This window comes from Bifidobacterium scardovii JCM 12489 = DSM 13734, assembly GCF_001042635.1.
In the GTDB taxonomy this organism is placed as follows: domain Bacteria; phylum Actinomycetota; class Actinomycetes; order Actinomycetales; family Bifidobacteriaceae; genus Bifidobacterium; species Bifidobacterium scardovii.
The window spans coordinates 2,154,091-2,174,156 of sequence record NZ_AP012331.1 but is presented as its reverse complement, the minus strand read 5'-3'; the positions used below and the strand labels follow the sequence as shown (position 1 = coordinate 2,174,156).

Annotated in this window: 13 protein-coding genes and 1 pseudogene; 12 read left to right on the top strand and 2 right to left on the bottom strand. The window is 67.2% G+C overall.

Annotated features, from left to right (window positions below; translation table 11 throughout):
- Positions 1-86 precede the first annotated feature (86 nt).
- Positions 87-3,233 (top strand): annotated as a pseudogene (locus BBSC_RS08955) (alpha-mannosidase).
- A gap of 277 nt (positions 3,234-3,510) precedes the next feature.
- Here BBSC_RS08955 and BBSC_RS08950 read toward each other — a convergent pair.
- Both BBSC_RS08950 and BBSC_RS08945 read right to left on the bottom strand, forming a co-directional pair.
- Complete coding sequence (locus BBSC_RS08950) at positions 3,511-4,350, bottom strand: MBL fold metallo-hydrolase (RefSeq protein WP_033518985.1); 840 nt, start codon at positions 4,348-4,350, stop codon at positions 3,511-3,513.
- A gap of 65 nt (positions 4,351-4,415) precedes the next feature.
- The gene (locus BBSC_RS08945; protein ID WP_033518984.1) at positions 4,416-5,714 is read right to left on the bottom strand and encodes an MFS transporter; all 1,299 of its coding nucleotides are present in this window, start codon (positions 5,712-5,714) and stop codon (positions 4,416-4,418) included.
- A 364-nt stretch (positions 5,715-6,078) separates the two neighbouring features.
- Here BBSC_RS08945 and BBSC_RS08940 point away from each other — a divergent pair, with 364 nt between their 5' ends.
- The 11 genes from BBSC_RS08940 (at position 6,079) to BBSC_RS08890 (ending at position 20,044) form a co-directional block, all read left to right on the top strand.
- Entirely contained in the window at positions 6,079-7,362 is a 1,284-nt protein-coding gene (locus BBSC_RS08940; protein ID WP_033518983.1) for a glycoside hydrolase 5 family protein, read from the top strand.
- A gap of 200 nt (positions 7,363-7,562) precedes the next feature.
- On the top strand, positions 7,563-8,864 hold the full coding sequence (locus BBSC_RS08935; protein ID WP_033518982.1) for an ABC transporter substrate-binding protein: 1,302 nt from the start codon (positions 7,563-7,565) through the stop codon (positions 8,862-8,864).
- 3 nt (positions 8,865-8,867) lie between these two features.
- Positions 8,868-9,830 (top strand): carbohydrate ABC transporter permease, encoded by a 963-nt coding sequence (locus BBSC_RS08930; RefSeq protein ID WP_033518981.1) that lies wholly within the window; start codon positions 8,868-8,870, stop codon positions 9,828-9,830.
- Complete coding sequence (locus BBSC_RS08925) at positions 9,830-10,696, top strand: carbohydrate ABC transporter permease (RefSeq protein ID WP_046725994.1); 867 nt, start codon at positions 9,830-9,832, stop codon at positions 10,694-10,696. The genes BBSC_RS08930 and BBSC_RS08925 overlap by 1 nt, the downstream gene beginning before the upstream one ends.
- The gene (locus BBSC_RS08920) at positions 10,693-12,138 is read left to right on the top strand and encodes a sulfatase family protein (protein WP_046725993.1); all 1,446 of its coding nucleotides are present in this window, start codon (positions 10,693-10,695) and stop codon (positions 12,136-12,138) included. The genes BBSC_RS08925 and BBSC_RS08920 overlap by 4 nt, the downstream gene beginning before the upstream one ends.
- A 67-nt stretch (positions 12,139-12,205) precedes the next feature.
- Positions 12,206-13,489, top strand: a complete 1,284-nt coding sequence (locus BBSC_RS08915) for an anaerobic sulfatase maturase (protein ID WP_070098300.1) — start codon at positions 12,206-12,208, stop codon at positions 13,487-13,489.
- Entirely contained in the window at positions 13,470-13,841 is a 372-nt protein-coding gene (locus tag BBSC_RS08910) for a YidH family protein (RefSeq protein WP_033518980.1), read from the top strand. Before BBSC_RS08915 ends, BBSC_RS08910 begins: the two co-directional genes overlap by 20 nt.
- The gene (locus BBSC_RS08905; protein WP_161787653.1) at positions 13,823-14,164 is read left to right on the top strand and encodes a DUF202 domain-containing protein; all 342 of its coding nucleotides are present in this window, start codon (positions 13,823-13,825) and stop codon (positions 14,162-14,164) included. The genes BBSC_RS08910 and BBSC_RS08905 overlap by 19 nt, the downstream gene beginning before the upstream one ends.
- 94 nt (positions 14,165-14,258) lie before the next feature.
- Positions 14,259-15,362 carry a LacI family DNA-binding transcriptional regulator gene (locus BBSC_RS08900; RefSeq protein WP_033518996.1) on the top strand — a complete coding sequence of 368 codons (1,104 nt, stop codon included), beginning with the start codon at positions 14,259-14,261 and terminating at the stop codon, positions 15,360-15,362.
- Between the two features lie 141 nt (positions 15,363-15,503).
- Positions 15,504-17,756, top strand: coding sequence for a glycoside hydrolase family 3 protein (locus BBSC_RS08895; protein WP_046725991.1), 2,253 nt, complete (start codon positions 15,504-15,506; stop codon positions 17,754-17,756).
- A gap of 137 nt (positions 17,757-17,893) precedes the next feature.
- Entirely contained in the window at positions 17,894-20,044 is a 2,151-nt protein-coding gene (locus BBSC_RS08890; protein ID WP_051923182.1) for a beta-N-acetylhexosaminidase, read from the top strand.
- Positions 20,045-20,066: the final 22 nt, after the last annotated feature.

Below are 20,066 nucleotides of genomic sequence, written 5' to 3'. Positions count from 1 at the left end.
GCCGGCGCGAAGGCGATGCCGGCCGGCCGGTTGTGGTGAGGCCGGGCAATCCAAGCAACCATCAGCAACGAGGAGTTGATCATCCCATGTTCCTACTGCCAGAGCAGCAGCTGAGCCGATGCGACCGCGTCATGCGTCAACGCGTCGAGCCCCATATCCATACCACGCTCGCCGCGTGCGAGCTGAGGGCGTTCGCCAACCCCGGCGAACCGGTGCCGTCCGGCGAGTTCCTCGCCAAGGTGCGCGCCGGCGAGGTCGAATTCGAACCGTTCGCGGTCCCGGGCGTCTGGGGCACCACCTGGGGCACCACCTGGTTCGAGGTGAAGGGCCGCGTCGACCGCGAGGCCGCGAAGGGCCGCAAGATCGAACTGGAGGTCGACCTCGGCTGGCTCACCGGCCCCGGCCCGGGCTTCCAGGCCGAAGGCCTGTTCTACCGCGCCGACGGCACCGCGATCAAAACCGCGAACCCGCTCAACCACTGGATCCCGCTCGTGTACGCCGACGGCACCAGCGCCGTCGATCTCGACGGCGACGGCAACTTCACCGTGTACGTCGAGGCCGCGGCGAACCCGTACGTCGAAGGCCCGACCCCGTTCGCGCCGACCGATCTGGGCGAGTGCGCGAACGGCCGGCCCGACGTGCCGTACACGCTCAGGCGCATGGACGTCGCCGTGTTCAACGAGGACGTGTTCGCGTACTACATCGACCTGGAAACCGTCTCCTCGCTGATGCGCGAGCTCAGCGACGACGATCCGCGCTACTGGCAGCTCGCCAAGGCGCTGCAGCGCTCGCTGAACCGCTATGACGAGCGCGATCTCGCCACCGTCGCGGCGGCCCGCGAGGCGCTCGCCGGCGTGCTCGCCGAGCCCGCGGCCTCCAGCGCGATCAATCACATCGCCGTCGGCCACGCGCACATCGATTCGGCGTGGCTGTGACCGGTGCGAGAGACCCGCCGCAAGGTGGCCCGCACCGTGGCCAACGTGCTCGCCCTGATGGACGAGGACCCGGACTTCACCTACGCGATGAGCTCCGCCCAGCAGTACGAATGGCTCGAGGCCGAGCACCCCGACCTGTTCGCGCGCATGAAGGCGCGCATCGACGAGGGCCGGTTCATCCCCGTCGGCGGCATGTGGGTCGAATCCGACGGCATGCTGCCCTCCGGCGAGTCGCTGATCCGCCAGATCAGCTTCGGCCGGCGCTATTTCAGGGAGCATCTCGGCGTGGCGCCGCGCGGCATCTGGCTGCCCGACAGCTTCGGGTACACCGGGGCGTGGCCGCAGATCGCGCGCCGGGCCGGGTTCGACTGGTTCCTCACGCAGAAGATCTCGTGGAACGACACGACCAAGTTCCCGCACCACTCGTTCATGTGGGAGGGCGTCGACGGCACGCGCATCCTCACCCACTTCCCGCCCTCCGACACGTACTGCTCGTGGATGAGCATGAAGGAGCTCGCGTACTCGCAGCGCAACTTCCTCGACAAGGACCTGTCGCGCAACGCGATCATGCTGTACGGCTTCGGCGATGGCGGCGGCGGTCCCAGCCGCGAGATGACCGCGCGCATCCGCCGCGACCGCGACCTCGCCGGCGCGCCCAAGGTCGATTTCGGCACCCCGGACCAGCTCTTCGACCGGGTGCGAGAGGACATCGTGGACCATGCCGAGGGCGAGACCCCGGTGTTCAAGGGCGAGCTGTACCTTGAGCTGCACCGCGGCACGCTCACCTCGCAGCAGGACATGAAGCGCGGCTGCCGCCAGGAGGAGTCCCTGCTGCGCGTCGCCGAGTACCTGTGCGCCGCGGCCAGCGTCAAGAATCCGGAGTACGAGTACCCGCGCGAGGAGATGGACCGCATCTGGAAGACGCTGCTGCTCAACCAGTTCCACGACATCCTGCCCGGCTCGGCCATCGCATGGGTGCACCGGCAGGCGCGCGCCGAATACGCGCGCGATCTGGCGCGGCTGCGCGAGATCATCGGCCAGGCCGGCGCCGCCATCGCCGCCGCCGAACCAACTGACGCCCCGGTGGCCGACGCGGTGGTCACGCCGTACTCGCGCGAGGCATGCGAGGCGTGGTCCGTGCGATCCGCCATCGGGTCCGGCGCGGCGGGCGGAACCGAAGCGCCGGTGGCCGTGAGCCACGAAGGCGAGCGGACGGTGCTGGACAACGGCCGTCTGCGCGTGGCCGTCGAACCGGACGGCACGGTGTCGTCGCTGGTCGATCTGGCCGCGAAGCGCGAGATCGTGCCGGCCGGCACCCGGCTCGGGCGCTACGAGCTGCTCAAGGACGAACCGTACCACTGGGACGCATGGGACATCCAGCGCGATGCGCTTCTTGCGGCCGAAGGACTGGCGGACTCGTCGCTCGACGGCGTGGAGACGCTGGCCGACGGCACCGCGGTCGCGCATGTCACCACGCGCGCGAAGGGCGTGGCCATCGCCACGCGCATCACGCTGCGGCCCGGAGCCGGCTCGCTGGACTTCGCGGCCGACGTGGACTGGCATGCGGTCGAGAAGTTCCTCAAGGTCGACGTGCCGGTCGGCGTGCAGGCGGTCAACGCGCAGTACGAGTGCCAGTATGGTTTGGTCGAGCGCCCGGTCAACAAGAACTCGCGCGGCGACGAGGCCAAGTTCGAAAGCTGCACGCACCGCTTCGTGCGCGTGGCCGACTCCTCCTACGCCGCCGCCGTGATCAATGCGTCGACCTACGGCTCCGACGTGAGCCCGATCCACGAGGACGCCGCGCGAGGCGTCAACCGCGGCACGATGATCCGCCTGTCTCTGCTCAGCGCGCCACTGTACCCGGACCCGCACACCGACCAAGGCGAGCATTCGTTCGCCTGGTCCGTGGTCGCCGATGCCGGGATGGACACCGTGCTGGCCGAGGCGTCCCGACTGAACGCCCCGGTGATCGACCGGCTGCCGGCGTTCGCGCCGCTGGCGCGCGTCGACGCCACGGAGGGCAGCATCGTGCTCGACTGGGTCAAGCTGGCCGACGACGGTTCCGGTGACCTGATCGTGCGCCTCTACGAGCCGACCGGCGGCATGGCCCGAGGTTCGCTGCACCTCGACGGGGCGTTCGCCGGCGCCACGGTCGAGGAGGTCGGCGTGACGGAAGGCGCCGACGCGCTGCCCGAGGATCTGCCCCGCGCGCTCGCCGTGGACGGCCCGCAGCCGGCCGAAGGCGCCGCGCTCTCGCTGAACCCGTTCCAGCTGGCGACGCTGCGCATCCGCAGGTAATGAATCCGCTCTGGCTCCCCTCTTGGAGGGGAGCTGTCGGCGTGGCCGGCTGAGGGGAGACCATGCGAATCGGCTTGATTCAGGCGTTCGCGGCAATGCTCCCCTCAGACCGCTTCGCGGCCAGCTCGTCCTGCAATTATGGACGGCCTTACGGCCACAGCCTTGTCTGCTCGGCTGTCGCCTCGCCTTCGCCTGCAAACAGCTCCGCTGTTTGCTTCACGGCTCAGCCTCCAAGAGGGGAGCCAGACGTAGTGCACGAGCTTACGACGCCGGGCTCCTAGAACTCGACGGTCATGCCGTCGTAGGCGCACAGGAAGCCTTCCCTGCGGGCGGCCTCGTCCATTTCCTTGTGGGTGGTGCGCCCGTTGTGGGAGAAGTGGTTGGCCACGAATATCGTGCGGTCGTCGGCCACGCCGATCCGCACCATGGCGTCGCGCACGCGCAGGTTGTCCTCGAAATTCATGTGCATGCTCAGCGAGGCGCCGTGCAGCGCATGGTTGCAGTCGAGCGACACGTAGTCGTAATGGCCGCCGACCCGTTCCAGCTCCTCCCACGTGCGGTCGGGGAACCATCCGGTGTCGTGCGCGTACAGCAGGGTGCGTTCGCCGTCGGTGAGGGAGTAGAACAGGCAATCCCCGGCGTGATGGCCGTGCGCCGCCTCGAAGGCATGCGCGCGGTATGCGCCGTGCAGGGCGAAGTCATCGCCGGGCCTCACCGTGGTGAAGGCCACGCGCTGCTCGTCATGGCGCTGTTCGAGGAAGAACGCGCGTTCGTGGAAGCCGTGCACGGTCTCCGAGCCATACACCTCCATGTGTTCGGTCGGGTTGCTGATGACGTACCCGCCCATGCGGTAGGCGATGTCCTCGCCGTAGAAATGGTCGGAATGCCAATGGGTGACGAGCAGGGAACGCACCGACGGCAGCGGGAACCGGTCGCGCAGGTAGTGCAGGTAGGTGTCGCCGGGAAAATCGATCAGCACCTCGTCGTCGACGATGGCCTGGCATTGGGTGCGGATCTCGCGGCCCTGCCGCTGCAGAGCCAGACGGCAGAGATCGCATTCGCAGAAGATGCCGGGGATGCGTTCCGCGGCGGCGGTGCCGAGTTGCGTGATGTGCATGGTGTGCTCCTTTGCTTGATGTGCAATCGTAGGGATGTTGGCGGACCGGATGTCCGGCCGTGTCGTCAGCGTTCCTCCTCGCTCCGCCGCGAGGCGATCAGCCGATGGCCGATCGCGCTGCAGACGGCCCCGGCGATGCTGGAGCCGAGGATGATGAGGAACACGGTGCGGTAGGCGTCGGCGCCGTTCCCGCTGCCGTCGATGATGGCGCCGAACAGCGGGTAGGCGAAGAACGAGGGCATGTATCCGAGGAACGAGGTCACCGACATGACGGTCGCGGCCTGATCGTTGCCGATGCCGTATTCGCCGATCGGCACGTAATAGACGGCGCGGATGGCGTAGCAGGTCAGGGCCATCACGCAGGTGATGACGGTGCACGGCGCGAACCAGCCCGGCCCTTTGGGCATCAGCGCCAGCGGCAGCGCACACGCGGCGCACAGCAGGAACAGCAGCACCATCCACTGCGGGCTGCTGCGGAACCGCTTGGCGATGGCCCCGGAGGCCATGGCGGAGACGACGGGGAAGATGCCGGTGTTGATCAGCCCGTATACCGCCGCCTGGCCGTCGGTCAGCCCGAAGGCCTGCTGCAGCAGCGGCAGCGTGTACGTCGTCGCGGCGATGTAGGCCGTGTATCCGGCCATCGTCGCCAATCCGGTCGTCCAGACGATCGGGCGGCGCGCCGCGGCAAGGACCAGGGATGGTCCTGAACGCCGGGGGCGGCCGGATCGGGGATCGGCGGCATCGCGTTCGTGCAGGAAGTCGGGCGGAATGCTGCGCAGCACGATCGCGGAGAACAGGATCATGAGCAGCGCGTAGCACAGCATGGCGGAGCGCGCGCCGATCACCGGCGAGGCGGCGACGGTGAACAACAGCAGCGTGACCATGTTCGCGAACAGCCCCATCATGCCGCGCATGGCCTCCTGCGTGCTGAACAGCGCCGTCTGATGAATGCCGTCGGACAGTCCTCGTGTGCTTTTCTGTATGGTCGGCCAGTACAGCGCCTCGCCGAACAGCCCGAAGCAGGCGAACGCGACGACCAGATACCAGAACGGCAGATTCGGCATCAGCGCCAGGGACAGCGAGATCGCCCCGTATCCGATCAGATCGATGGCGATGACCTTGCGTATCTGCAGAAAATCCTGCGCCCATCCGAGCGCGAGGTAGCCGAACACCTGAACGAAGCCGGTCACGCCCAGCAGCACGCCGAGCTGCGCGTTGCTCACGCCGAGGGACTGGCGGAACGGTTCGTAGATCACGCCTTTGATCGAGAGGAACCAGTAGATGCACGACGACAGCGAGATGACGAAGAAGGTGCGGGTGCCCTTGGCGTCGGTGCCCAGGTAACGGGAGGTGAATTCGATCATGTGGGGGTTCCTTCTGTGGCGTGAATGATCGATCGGGGATTGAGGGGGAAGATCGTGGCTACGTAGCCAAACATGGATAATAACAGCAGGACGAAACTAAAGCGAATTAGCTGCGTCGATGTCGTGTCGCGTGCGTTCTCGGGGTTGCGGCATGGTTTGAGGTGGTGTCGGCGATACGGAAAACTACATGAATAAGCCTGATTTATGTGCTGTTAGCCGGCGTGTCGCTCGATTTGCCATTTAGGGGGCGAACGGTTATTCTGCTACTAAAGCAGTTTAGTGATGTGGTCGCTGAACCTCATGGACGAGGCATCGATCACGTCCTGTTCTCCACCACGATGAAGAGGAAGGGAGTGATATCGGTATGCGATTCGGCGTCAATTACACCCCGTCGCATGGCTGGTTCCATGCCTGGTTGGATCCCGACTGGGAATCCGTGGCCAAGGATCTCGATCAGATTGCGGCGTTGGGTCTTGACCACGTCAGGATTTTTCCGGTGTGGCCGATTCTGCAGCCCAATCGAACCTGGATCAACGGCAAGGGGCTGGACGATGTGCGCACCATGTGCGACATCGCGGGCAAGGCCGGTCTCGACGTGTTCTGCGACGTATTCCAAGGGCACCTGTCGAGCTTTGATTTCATCCCGTCGTGGCTGGTCACCTGGCACGACCGCAGCATGTTCACCGACGCCCAGGCCGTCGAGGCCGAGGCCCGGCTGGTGTCCGCGGTATACGATGCCCTGGATGACCTGCCGAATTTCCGCGGGCTGACGCTCGGCAACGAGTGCAACCAGTTCGCGGATCGCAGCCATCCCCACCGGATGACCGCCGACGAGACCGGCGCCGGGCAGTGGATCGACGCGATGATGTCGCCGATCCGCGACCGCGCCGCCGCCTCCGGCCGCGTGCTGCTGCACAGCGAGAATGACGGCGTGTGGTACATGGACGGGCACCCCTTCGCTCCCCGGCAGGCATCGAACCTCGGCGACGTCGCCACGGTGCATTCCTGGGTGTTCAACGGCACCGCGCAGCGGTACGGCGGCATGTCGCCGGCCAGCGTGATGCACGCCGCGTACCTGGTCGAGCTGGCGAAGGCGTTCACGCACGATGCCGGCCATCAGGTCTGGCTGCAGGAGGTCGGCGCTCCCGAGAACGTCGTCGACCGCGCGGATGCCGCGGAATTCTGCAGAAGGACCGTGGAGCACGCGCTGCGCTGCGACCGCCTGTACGGCATCACCTGGTGGTGCTCGCACGACGTGTCCCGCGCGATGTCGGATTTCCCGCCGTTCGAGCACGCGCTCGGCCTGTTCGACGAGCAGGGCAACGCCAAGCCCTTGGCCAAGGTCCTCGCCGAGTTTGCCGCGAACAAGGATGCCGTGGTCCCCGAAAGACGCGGCAAGGCGATCGTCATCCCGGTCGACGACCATGAGCTTCCCCTGTGCCGGCTGGCCTGCGCGCCGGGCGGATCGATCTTCGAGCGGTGGATGGCCATGGAGGAGGCGGGCGAGCGCCCCGCGCTGATCTCGTCCACGCTCGCCGCCGATCCGGCGGAACTCGAGCGCCGTGGCATCGACGAATGCATCACCTGCGACCTAGTTGCCGGGGACGCCTATTCCGCCGTGTCCGATCCGTCGCTGGCCAGGGACTGACCCGACAAGGACCGATCCGATGAGGGAAAGGGAAGAGGAGGTGCCGAGACACGTCGCATAGCGCCCGCGGCATACGGCCAAAGACGGCCGGCCGCGGGCCCGCCCCCGGGCACACGGCATGATGCCGGGCAACACACCAAGCATTGCATCATATGCAACCACTACACGCAACAACACCAACACCGAGAGAAAGAACAGCAATGACACTGAAGTCACATCGCATGACCATGGTATCCGCCGCAGCACTGGCGCTGTGCATGGGACTGTCCGGGTGCGGGTCCTCCGCCGGAGCGGGCTCGGACTATGTGGACCAGGTGAAGAACGGCGAGGTCAAGGGAGAGATCACGTTCCAGACCTGGAATCTGAAGGCGGCCTTCGAGGACTATTTCAACGGCGTGATCGACGAGTTCGAGAAGGAGAACCCCGGCACCACGGTCAAGTGGATCGACCAGCCCGCCGACAACTACGCCGACAAGCTGTCGGCCGACGCCTCGGGCGGCACGCTGCCGGACGTCATCAACTTCGACCAGAACACCAGCTACCCGCTGGCCAAGAGCGGCTACCTGATGGATATGAGCAAGGTGGCCTCCGACGTGAAGGACATCTATCTGGACAAGGCCTGGGACGTGGCCACCTGGAAGTCCATCGACGGCGGCACCTACGCGCTGCCGTGGTATCTGACGACCGGGCCGTCGCTCTTCAACACCGCGCTGTTCGAGAAGGCCGGCCTTGATCCCAACGACCTGCCGAAGAACTTCGACGAGCTGTTCGACGACGCGCTGGTCATGGCGAAGAACGCCCACGGCGACTTCTCGATGTTCGGCAAGACCCCGACGCTCGAGTCCTTCGGCGAGTACGGTGCGGAGATCATGAACGCGGATCAGACCAAGTTCACCTTCAACAACGACAAGGCCGTGGAATACGTCAACCGATACAAGGAGGTCTACGACGCCGGCGGCCTGCTGCCCGAGACCCTGAGCCAGAACTACACCGGCGTCGACAAGAGCTTCCAGTCCGCGCGCATCGCGTACATGGCCGGCAGCGCGCAGAACATCCAGCAGATCAAGGACGACGCACCCAGCGTGTACAAGTCCCTCGTCTACACCCAGCAGATCACCAACGCGGCCCCGAACATGAACCCGCAGCTGATCGGCGTCTCGACGCAGAGCAAGAACCCGGCCACGGCGGTCGCCTTCGCCAAGTTCGTCACCAACGCGAAGAACCAGCTGGAGTTCGCCAAGCAGGTGAACATCTTCCCCTCCGCCAAGGAATCGCTGGAGGACTCCTACTTCACCGAGAGCGACGGCTCCGACATCGCCGAGGTGCGCGTGATGGGCGCCAAGCAGATCCAGGAGGCGGTCGCCTACTCGCCGGCCGTGTACAGCGAAGCCATGAAGTCCAACCTGCGCGAGGAGATCGCCAAGGCCCTGCAGGGCGAAAAGTCCGTGCAGCAGGCGCTCGACGACGCCGTGGACTTCTGCAACCAGCGACTGGAGGACTAATCCATGACTGCCGCAACCGACAAGCGGGATCGCGGCGACAAGCTCGCCGCCCGACGTGGCACCGGCCCGTCGGGCGGCGGCGTCTCGAACCGCATCCGCCGCAACGGCGTCGCCACCCCATGGCTGTTCCTGTCCGTGGCCCTGGTGGTGACCATCCTGTTCTCCATCGTTCCGTTCCTGCAGACCATCATGTACTCGTTCACCAACGCACGGCGACTGGGCAGCTGGAAGTTCGTGGGATTGGACAACTTCATCGAAATGGCGCACGACGAGCGCTTCTGGACGGCCCTGCAGAACTCGGCGCTCTACGTCGTGGTCGTCATGCCGGCCATGGTCTTCCTGCCGCTGCTGCTGGCGCTGCTGGTGCAGAAGCAGGTGCCGTTCATCGCGGTGTTCCGCACCGGCTACTACGTGCCGGTGATCGTCTCCATGGTGGCGGCCGGCATCATGTGGCAGTGGATGCTCGATTCGCGCGGCATGGTCAACTCGCTGCTGCAGGCGCTGGGCTGGATCACCTCGCCGGTGCCCTTCCTCACCGACCGGTGGCTGCTGCTGATCTCGTCGATGATCGTCACCATCTGGAAGGGCGTCGGCTACTACATGGTGATCTACCTGGCGGCGCTGACCAACATCCCGACGGACCTGTACGAGGCGGCGTCCATCGACGGCGCCGGTGCCTGGCACCAGTTCTGGAGCGTCACCATCCCCGGCGTGCGCAACACGATGGTGCTCATCGCCGCCCTGTCCTCGGTCGCCGCGTTCCGCGTGTTCACCGAAATCTACGTACTGTCGAACAATACCGCCGGCATCGGAGGCAAGGGCATGACGATGGTCATGCTCATCCAGAGGGAAGGCACCGGCCTCGACGCGCAGGTCGGGTACTCCTCGGCGATCTCCCTGGTGATGTTCCTCATCACCGTCGGCCTCATGATCGCATCGCTGCGCATGCAAATGGAGGATGAGTGATGGGCAACGGCATCCAACGAGGAACCGCGGCCGGTTCCAAATCAAGGAAAATAGCGGGGCTGGTCGTCCGCTACATCGTACTGCTGGTCATCCTGGTCATCCTGGTCGCGCCGCTGCTGTGGCAGCTGTCGACCTCGCTCAAGGGCAAGGGCGTCGACCTGTACACCAGGCCTCCCCAGTTCTGGCCCGAGGACGCGACCTTCGCCGCCTACGGCGAGGTGACGCGCATCGTGCCGATCCTCAGGTACACCATCAACTCGGTGATCGTGGCCGTCATCTGCCTGATCGGCAACGTGGCCGGCGCCACCGCGGCCGGATACGCGCTCGCCAAGTTCCAGTTCAAGGGACGCCGGTTCGCGATGGGCGTGATCATCGTCGGCATCGTCATGCCGACCGAGACGATCCTGATCGCCCGGTACATGCTGATGCAGAACATGGGGCTGAACAACACGCTGATCGGCATCGCGCTGCCGTCGCTGGTGTCCGCGATGAACGTGCTGCTGATGCGCAACGCGATCGGCGGTATCCCGACCTCGCTGGAGGAGGCCGCGATGATCGACGGCGCCAACGCATGGGAGCGGTTCACCCGCATCATCATCCCGTCGGTCAAGGGCACGATGGCGGTAGTCGCCATCTTCTCCTTCGTCGCCGCATGGGACGACTTCCTGTGGCCGCTGCTCGTGATGTCCGATCAGAACAAGTACACGTTGACGATCGGATTGAATTATCTGCAAGGCACCTTCGCCAATGATCCCCGCGTCGTCGCCGCGGGCACGATCATCGCGATTCTGCCGATTCTGGTTCTGTTCTTCGCCCTGCAGAAGTACTTCTTCCAGGGCGTCGGCGAAGGAGGCATCAAGGGATGAACGAGAAACGCCCCAATATCCTGTTTGTTCTGACCGACGACCACGCCGCTCCGGCGATCAGCTGCTATGGCGATCAGCTGCATCTGAACAATACGCCGAACATCGACAGGGTCGCCAAGGAGGGCGTGCGCTTCGACCGCGCGCTGGTCACCAACTCGCTGTGCGCGCCGTCGAGGGCCACGATCCTGACCGGAACCTACAGCCACGTCAACGGCGTCACCGCGCTGGACACGCCCATCGATTCCAGCCAGCCGACGTTCGCGTCGCTGCTGCACGACGCCGGCTACGCCACGGCCTTCTTCGGCAAATGGCATATGGGCCACGGCCCGGGCCACGACCCGCAGGGTTTCGACTACTGGGAGGTGCTGCACGATCAGGGCACGTACATCGACCCGCTGCTGCACACGGCCGACGGCGACGTGCAGACGGAAGGGTACGCCACCGATCTGCTGACCGACCACGCGCTGGAGTGGCTGTCCAAGCAGAACGGTGACAAGCCCTGGTGCCTGCTGCTGTGGCACAAGGCGCCGCACCGGCCGTGGGTGCCCCATCCCCGCCACATGAACCTGTACACGGATCCGATTCCGGTGCCGGAGACGTTCTGGGACGACTATTCGGACCGTGCGACGCCGGCCCACAAGGCCACGATGCGCATCGCCGACGACCTGACCGACGTGGACCTCAAGGAGGACCCTCCGGAGGGCATGAGCTACGAGCAGCTCTCCCTGTGGAAGTACCAGCGCTACCTGCAGGACTACCTGCGCGTCATCGCCGCCATCGACGAGAGCGTCGGGCACGTCGCGCAGGCCGTCGACGAACGCGGCGAGCACGACGACACCATCACGATATACGGCTCGGACCAAGGGTTCTTCCTTGGCGAGCACGGGTGGTTCGACAAGCGGTTCATGTACGAGGAATCCCTGCGCATGCCGCTGCTGATGTCGTATCCCCGCCGCGTTCCGGCCGGGCAGGTGGTCTCCAACCTGGTGTCGAACGTCGACATCGCGCAGACGCTGCTCGATGCTGCGGACGTGCCGAGCATCGACCGGATGCAGGGCATGAGCCTGCTGCCGCAGATCACCGGCGTGCCCGACGCCCAGGTGCGCGACGCGTTCTACTACCGCTACTACGAGCACGACGACCACATGCACCACGTCTGGGCGCATTACGGCATCACCACGGAGCGTTACAAGCTCATCTACTATTACGCGGATGGCCTGGGGCTGGCGAACACCAACAACGTGACCTATCCGCCGGAATGGGAGCTGTTCGACCTCAAACTCGACCCGCACGAGTTGCACTCCGTATACACGGACCCGAGATACGTGGAGATCCGGGACAAGCTCAAGCAGCGTCTGCTCGAGCTGCAGCGGCAGCTCGGCGACAAGCCGTACGAACGCCCGACCAAGGCGGAGCGCCGCCGGATGATGGGCAAGCTGTAACGGCAAGGGTGCGCTGCGCCCGGCGCGGTGCACCGTCCACATGCACGGAACAACCAGGAGGGTCACCATGGCGGGTACGCCGTTTTCGGTGCTGGTCAAGCCGACCGGAGCCTTTTGCAACCTCGACTGCGAGTACTGCTTCTTCATCTCCAAGGATCAGGTGCTGCCGGGGGACCCGCTGATGAGCGAGGACACCCTCGAGATCTTCCTGCGCCGATACCTCGACGAGCAGCCGGACGGCGAGGTGAGCGTGGCCTGGCAGGGCGGGGAACCCACGCTGCGCGGCGTCGGGTTCTTCGAAAAGGCGCTGCCTCTGGCCGAGCGGCTCGCCCGCCCGCGACAGCACGTCAACCATGTGCTGCAGACCAACGGCACCCTGCTCGACGACCGGTGGTGCCGTCTGCTGGCCAAACACCAGGTGCTGGTCGGGATCAGCGTCGACGGGCCGAAGGACCTGCACGACCGGTACCGGGTGAACCGGGCCGGCCACGGCAGCCATGACGCCGTGATGCGCGGCTGGCATCTGCTGGAGGACTACGGCATAGCCCGCAACGTGCTGTGCACCGTCCACGCGGCCAACGAGCGGCATCCGCTTGAGATGTACCGGTTCTTCCGCGACGAGATGCACGCCGACCACATGCAGTTCATCCCCATCGTTGAACGCGTGGACGCCGCGCACGCGGCCACGGCGGAGAACCGCTGGCGGCGCACCGACGGCAGCCGCCTGCTGTACCGGCAGGCCGGCCACCACGTCACGAGCCGTTCGGTGAAGCCGGAATCATGGGGCGAATTCCTTGACGCGGTGTTCGACGAATGGGTCAGGCACGACGTCGGCACGACCTTCGTGCAGCAGTTCGACGTGATGCTGGGCAACATGTTCGGCCAGTATTCGCTGTGCGTGCACGCGCCCCAGTGCGGCAACGCCCTGGTCGCGGCCCACAACGGCGACGTCTTCTCCTGCGACCACTGGGTGGAGGACGAGTACCGCCTCGGCAACTTCCTGCACGAGGGGTTCCGGGACATGATCGATTCCGATCGGCACCGCCGTTTCTCCGGATTCAAGCAGAATCTGCCTCAGGACTGCCGGCGCTGCCCGGTGCTCTGGGCGTGCCAGGGCGGGTGCCCCAAGGACCGTTTCCTGCCCGACGGCGAGGGGACGCGTCGGCTGAACTATCTGTGCGAGGGGTACCGGATGTTCTTCACCCATGCGATGCCGGCGATGGAACGCATGGCCCAGCTGATCGACGAGGGCCTGCCGGCGGCGGCGATCATGACCGACTTCGACCCGTGCGCGCCCGGCCCGGCCCGCGCGCTTCAGGAGGTGATGGCCCATGAGCCGGTTCCCGCGTAAGGTCTACGACTGCGGCGACGAGCCGGACCCCCGGTTCAGCCTGGCCAATGAACGCACGTTTCTGGCTTGGTGCCGCACGTCGTTCGCCATCGTCTCCTTGGCGATCGCCCTCGACAACGTCACCGTGGCGATGGCGCCCCGGCTGAAGACGGCGGTCGTCGTGCTGGCGCTGCTCGTCGGATCGGCGCTGCCAATCCTCGCCTGGATCGATTGGGCGCGCACCGAGCGCGCCATGCGTCTGAGCGATCCGCTGCCGGAGTCGATCGCCCAGTTCGTGTTCGCGATCGTCACCACGGTCTGCGCCGTATGCGTGGCGTGCGGCATGGTGATCTCATGGATGGGGGCGCGATGATCGACCGGGGCGTGCAGATCGAACGCACGAGGCTGGCCTGGAAACGGACGCTGCTGGCGACCGGGGTGCTGTGCTGCGCCGCGATCAGGGCGCTGTCCTATCTCGACTCGCGCTGGGGCGTGGCCTGCGCGTGCGGCGTCGTGCTGTTCGCGGCCGAATGCGTGGTGTACTGGCTGCGCAGGTCGAGATACGAATCCTGGTTCCTCGCCGTGGACCGGCGCGGCGCCGCCGACAGGCCGCCGGGAGGCGGCGGCCTCGCCGTCGTCGCCGGATGCCTCGGGATTGTGTCGTTTTCCTCGTTGGCGCTGGTGCTGATGGCATAAGATGAGACGAGGGGCTGTTGCGTTCCGGCAACGAGAGTTGGTGAATATGCGCGAGGGCGTGGTGGAACCCTCCCTACCATGAAAGGTTATGCAGATGACGGCTTTCGAAGATGATGGCCGAGGCGGGAAAGCGTCATCCGCTTCGCGGTTCACGCTCAAGGACATCGCGGATGAGCTCGGCATTTCGCAGACCGCCGTGTCGTTCGCCATCAATGACCGGCCGGGGGTGTCCGCGGAGACGAAGCGCCGGGTCAAGCAGCTGGCGGCCCGGCACGGGTGGAGCCCGGTGTATGCCGCCCAGGCGCTCGGCTCATCCAAGACCATGACGATCGGCTTCGCCCCGTCGCGCTCCTCCGATGTGCAGAACGAGACCTTCATGCTGCATTTCATGGCCGGCCTGCACTCCTCGCTGAGCCGCAAGGGATACGGCCTGCTGTACCGCCCGTGCGCCTCGCTCAAGGAGGAGACCGGCGTGTACCGCGACTGGGCGCGGCGCAAGCGGGTGGATGGCGTGATCCTGGTGGATCTGCGATCCGACGACCCGCGGCCGGCGATGCTCAAGGAACTGGGGGTCGCGGCGGTGCTGGCCGGCGGGCCGGACGCCTACGATCTGGTGCCCTCCCTGTCGATCGACGACTCGCGCACCATGGAGACGATCCTCGACCATCTGTCGCTGCTGGGGCATACGCGCATCGCCTATATCTCGGGCGACCCGGCGCTGGACTACAGCAAGGAAAGGGAGAAGACCTTCCTGCGCTTCGCCGAGCAGAGGCATCTGGAATCGGCCCGCGTCGAATTCACGGACTTCGACACGGACAAGGCCGTGGAACTGACGCAACGGTTCCTGGCCTCCTCGCAGCCGCCGACGGCCTTCATCTACGAGACGGAGATCCTCGCCGCGTCCAGCCTCCGTTCGATCACGGAGATTCTGGTCGCCAAAAGCGCGCTGGCGAACGGCGAGGACGCCTCGCGCCGGTACCCCTTCAACCTGCCGGCCATCGTCAGCTTCGAGGACAGCTTCATCTGCGAGGCCTCGTACCCCTCGATCACGGCGGTGCACCGCGACGCCGGCGAATACGGCGCCAAGGTGGCGAACCTGCTGCTCAAGCTGCTGGCCGGCGAGCAGGTGAGCGGCAACCGCAAGATACTCACGCCCCGGCTCATCATCCGCGAAAGCACCAAGAACCGCGTCGCCTGAGGCGGCGCTCCGGGCGAGAGATAACGGAAAGGCAGCGTCGCCGCCGACGGAGCTGTACGCTCTCTCTCGGTGCGTTCTCGGTACGCGCTCGGTACGCACGCACGCAGGCAAGCACGAATTTTTGCCGGAAAGGACATCCGCATGACCACTGGATCCGGGACCATCGACCGTTTGATCGCCTCGATGAGCTTCACCGAAAAGGTCGGGCAGCTCAACCAGCGCCTGCTCGGGTGGAGGGCCGTCGGCCGCGACGCCGGCGGCAGGCTGGTGGCCACGGACGAGCTGAAGCGCGAGATCGACCGCTGGGGCGGCCTCGGAACGTTGTACGGCCTGCTGCGCGCCGACCCGTGGTCGGGGCAGCACTGGGGCAACGGCATCCGGCCCGAGGAACGGCCCGAGGCGGTGGCGCTGGTGCAGGAGACCGTGCTGGCCCGCGGGGCGCACGGCATCGGCACGCTGCTGAGCGAGGAGACCCCGCACGGGCACCAGGCCCTCGGCGGCACCGTGCTGCCGACCAACCTGGCGCTCGGCGCCACCTTCGACCCGCAGGCGGTGTGCGAGGCCGAAGCCGCCGTGGCCGCCGAACTCGCCGCCAGCGGCGTGCACATCGCGCTCGTCTCCGGGCTCGACATCGCGCGCGACCCGCGGTGGGGCCGCTGCGAGGAGTGCTTCGGCGAGGACCCGCTGCTGGCGGCCCGCCTGTGCGAGGCCATCGTCACGGGCATGCAGGGCGAGCGGCGCGCCAACGTCGGCAAGGGCGGCGTGGCCGTGGTGCTCAAGCATCTCGCCGCGCAGGGCGAGGCCGTCGGCGGCCGTAACGGGCAGTCCGCGGTCGTCGGCGAGCACGATCTGCGCGAGATCCACCTGCCCCCGGTGGAGGCCGGGGTGCGCGCCGGCGCGTGGGGCTTCATGGCGGCCTACAACGACATCGATTCGGTGCCTTGCTGCGCCAATCCGTGGCTGCTCAGGACCTATCTGCGCGGCGAGCTGGGCTTCGACGGCGTCGTCATGGCGGACGGCCTGGCGGTCGACCGGCTGGCGGACATGGCGGGGTCCATCCCCGCAGCCGGCCGGGCCGCGCTGCTCGCCGGCGTCGACATCTCGCTGTGGGATCGCGGCTTCGCCAGTCTGGAGGAGTATGCGGACGACGAGGCCGTGGCGGCCGCCGTGGACGCGTCGCTGCGCCGCGTCCTCGAGCTGAAGCGGGCGTTCGGCCTGCTGCCCGCGGACGGAGACACGGCGATGACGGTGCCCGATCTGCCGGCGGACCGCATCGCGCGGGCCATCGCCGTGACGCACGAACGCTCTAGGGAGATGGCCCGCGAGTCGCTGACGCTGCTCAAGGGGGATGAGGCGCTGGGCGGGATCCGAACGCTGCTCGCCGGCACGCCGGCGCAGGGCGGCACGGTGGTCGTGTCCGGTCCGTTCGCCGACGACTTCGGCTGCTTCCTCGGCGACTACACCGCGCCGGTGCCGGAAGGGGAGCGCACGAGCGTCTACCGCGAACTGTGCCGGCGTTACGGCGCCGACCGCGTCCGGCTGGCGCCCGACCCCGGCGATCTGCCCGAAGACGTCTGGGCGCAGGCCGCCGCGGTCGTGTTCGTGTGCGGCGGCACCAGCGAGCGCAGCTACGATAGCGCCTTCGACGACAACGGGGCCGCGAAGGCCGTGCCCGAGCACGGCGCCACCTGCGGCGAGGGCGTCGACCTGTCGGACATCGGCCTGCCGTGGGGTCAGGATGCCCGGTTGGAGGCCATCGCCGCCAGAACCGGCGCGCCGATCGTGTCGGTGGCGGTCTGCGGGCGCGCGCATGTGCTCACGCGGGTCATGGACCGTTCCGCGGTGGTGGTCTGGGCCGGATACGCGGGGCAGTACGGGCCCCAAGCCGTCGCCGACGCGCTCGCCGGCGGCGCCGCGCTGCCGGGACGCCTGCCGGTGACGCTGCCCGCGTACCCGGCCGCGGTGCCGGTGCGGTACAACGACCGGCAGGGCGCTGCGCACGTCTACCGCGACGCGGACGAGCCGGTGCTGCTTCCGTTCGGCTTCGGTCTCGGCGCGCTGGCCGGGGTCACGGTGGACGATATGCGTGCGGCGGCCGATGCCGGCTCCGAGACGCTTGCGGTGACGTTGGCGGTGTCCGCCGGCCCCTCGGGCGCGCGCGGCGCGCTGAACCTGTTCGCCCACTGCGTCGGCGGGCATCGGGTGCCGCGGCTGAGCATGCTGGTCGGATCCGAGTATCTGCGGCTGGAGGCCGGGCAGCGCCGCGAGGTGCGCATGGCCGTGCCGTTCCCGAGCCTGATGGACGCCGGCGACGGCATGGTGAGGGTCCGTCTGACCGCTTTGGGGCGTACGATCGACGTGGACGTGGACGTGGACGTGGCGCGCGGGCGCTGACGGCCGGCCGTCCGGGGCGCGATCGGCGCGCGCCGGAACGGGCGCCGTCGCCGCGCCGACCCGTCGCCGAACCGATCATCACACCTCATCATCATTACACCAATCATCATCACACCAACGAAGGGGAATGATGCCATATGGCAACGAATACCAAATCCAGCGCCGGGTCCGACACCGGATTCTCGGCCCGCGCCGACGCGCCGTTCGCGGTGCTGCCCGAGCCGGCGGTGATGGACGTCGGCGATGACGGCGCCGTGCGGCTTGCCGAGGTCGCCGTCGTCGGGGACGCCGCCATCGACGATCCCGGCGAGATCATGGCCGGCCAGCTGCGGGGCGAGATCGAACGGTACGGCGTGGTGTGGCGGGGCGTGACCCGCGCTGATGCGGCCGGTCTCGATCGGGATGGCTTCGCGCGGGCGGCGGCCGGCGGCTCGCCCGCCGTCATCCTGCTGCGGCTCGATCCGTCCCTGGGGGAGCAGGAGTATGCGTTGGACATCGAGCCCGTGGTCGAGGGCCCCTATGGCTGGGATCCCCGATCCGAGGCCTACGCCGCCGCGTGGTCGGCGGACCGCATCGAGGTGAGGGGCGGCTCCACGGCCGGCCTGCGCCACGGCGTGCAGACCCTGCGCCAGATCATCCGGCAGTGCGGCGCAAGCCTGCCGGCCGTCCACATCGAGGATCGGCCGGCCATGCCGGAGCGCGGGTACTATCTGGACGTGACGCGCGGCCGAGTCCCCACGCTGGACTGGCTCAAGGAATGGGTCGACCGGCTGTGCCTGTACAAGTACAACCAGCTGCAGCTCTACGTCGAGCACACCTTCGCGTTCACGGGGATGAGCGACGTGTGGCGCGGCGCCTCGCCGCTGAACGCCGAGGACATCGTCGCCTTCGACGGCTACTGCCATGAGCGCGGCATCGAGCTGGTGCCGTCGGTCTCCACCTTCGGGCATCTGTACATGGCGTTGAGGACCCAGCGGCTGCGCGATCTGGGGGAATTCCCCGAACAGGCCGACCGCCCGTTCAGCTTCGTCGAGCGCATGGCGCACCACACGCTCAACGTCACGCTCGACGAGGCGTTCGCGTTCTCCACGCGGCTGATCGACGAATACATGCCGCTGTTCCGCTCGCGCAAGTTCAACATCTGCGGCGACGAGACCTTCGATCTGGGCAAGGGGCGCTCGCGCGCGGAGGCGGAGCGGGTCGGCGTCGGCTCGATGTACGCTCGGTACGTGAGCCGGCTGTGCGAGTATGTGTCGAGCCGCGGGCGCGAACCGATGCTGTGGGGCGACATCGCCGTGCAGATGCCCGAGATTCTGCCGCAGCTGCCGGACGATGCGGTGCTGCTCAACTGGCAGTATTCGCCCGATGTCACCGACGAGCAGATCGCGCTGGTCGCCCGTTCCGGCGCCACGCAGATCGTCTGCCCCGCGGTGCACGCGTGGAACCGCTGCCTGCCGATGATCGAGCCGGCGTGGCGCAACATCTCGCGCATCGCCCGCTACGGCCGCGAGTATGGGGCCGCCGGATTCCTGCTCACCGACTGGGGCGACTACGGGCATATCAACGATCCCAGGATGAGCGTGCCCGGCATGGTCATGGGCGCCCAGTGTTCGTGGAGCGCCGGCGAGATGCCGTATGGGGAGCTCTGCGCGGCAGTCTCGCGCGTCGCGTACGGCGATACTGCCGGAAACCTGGTCGGCGAGCTCGGCAGCGCCTGCGGGAGCGCGCTGGGCGTGTGGGAGGACATCGTGCGCTTCTTCGAGGTCGACGACGGCGACGGGCGCGTCAACCGCGACGTCGTGAACGCCCTGTGGTGGGTCGATCCCGCCGAACGCCGGTCCATCATCGACGGCGGCGACTTGGGACGGGCGCGGCAGGCGGTGCTGCGGCCGATCGCGGAGCGCTGCGTGCATCATCGCGGCTATCTGAGGCCGGGCGTCGTTGCGCCGGGTTCCGACGCCCGGCTCATCGTGGAGCGGGCCTGCGCCTCGCTCGAGAGCGGCGCGGGAACGGGCGGCGACCTGCACGCATGGCGGCTGGCAGCCCGCGGGCAGGATCTTATGAACGACGTCGCGCTGACGCTGATGATGGTGGTCGGCGCCGGCACGCTTGACCAGGAGTCCGTCGCCGGATTGCCGGAACCGTACCGCCTGGCGCAGGATGTCGAACTCTGGTTCGAGGACTACTGCCGCCAGTGGCGCGAGGTCAGCCGCGAGTCCGAACTGCGCCGCATCGCCGCCATCCTGTGGCGGGCCTGCGATTATCTGCGCGCGACGGCGCGGGCGTGATCGGGCGTAATTACCGAGTTAT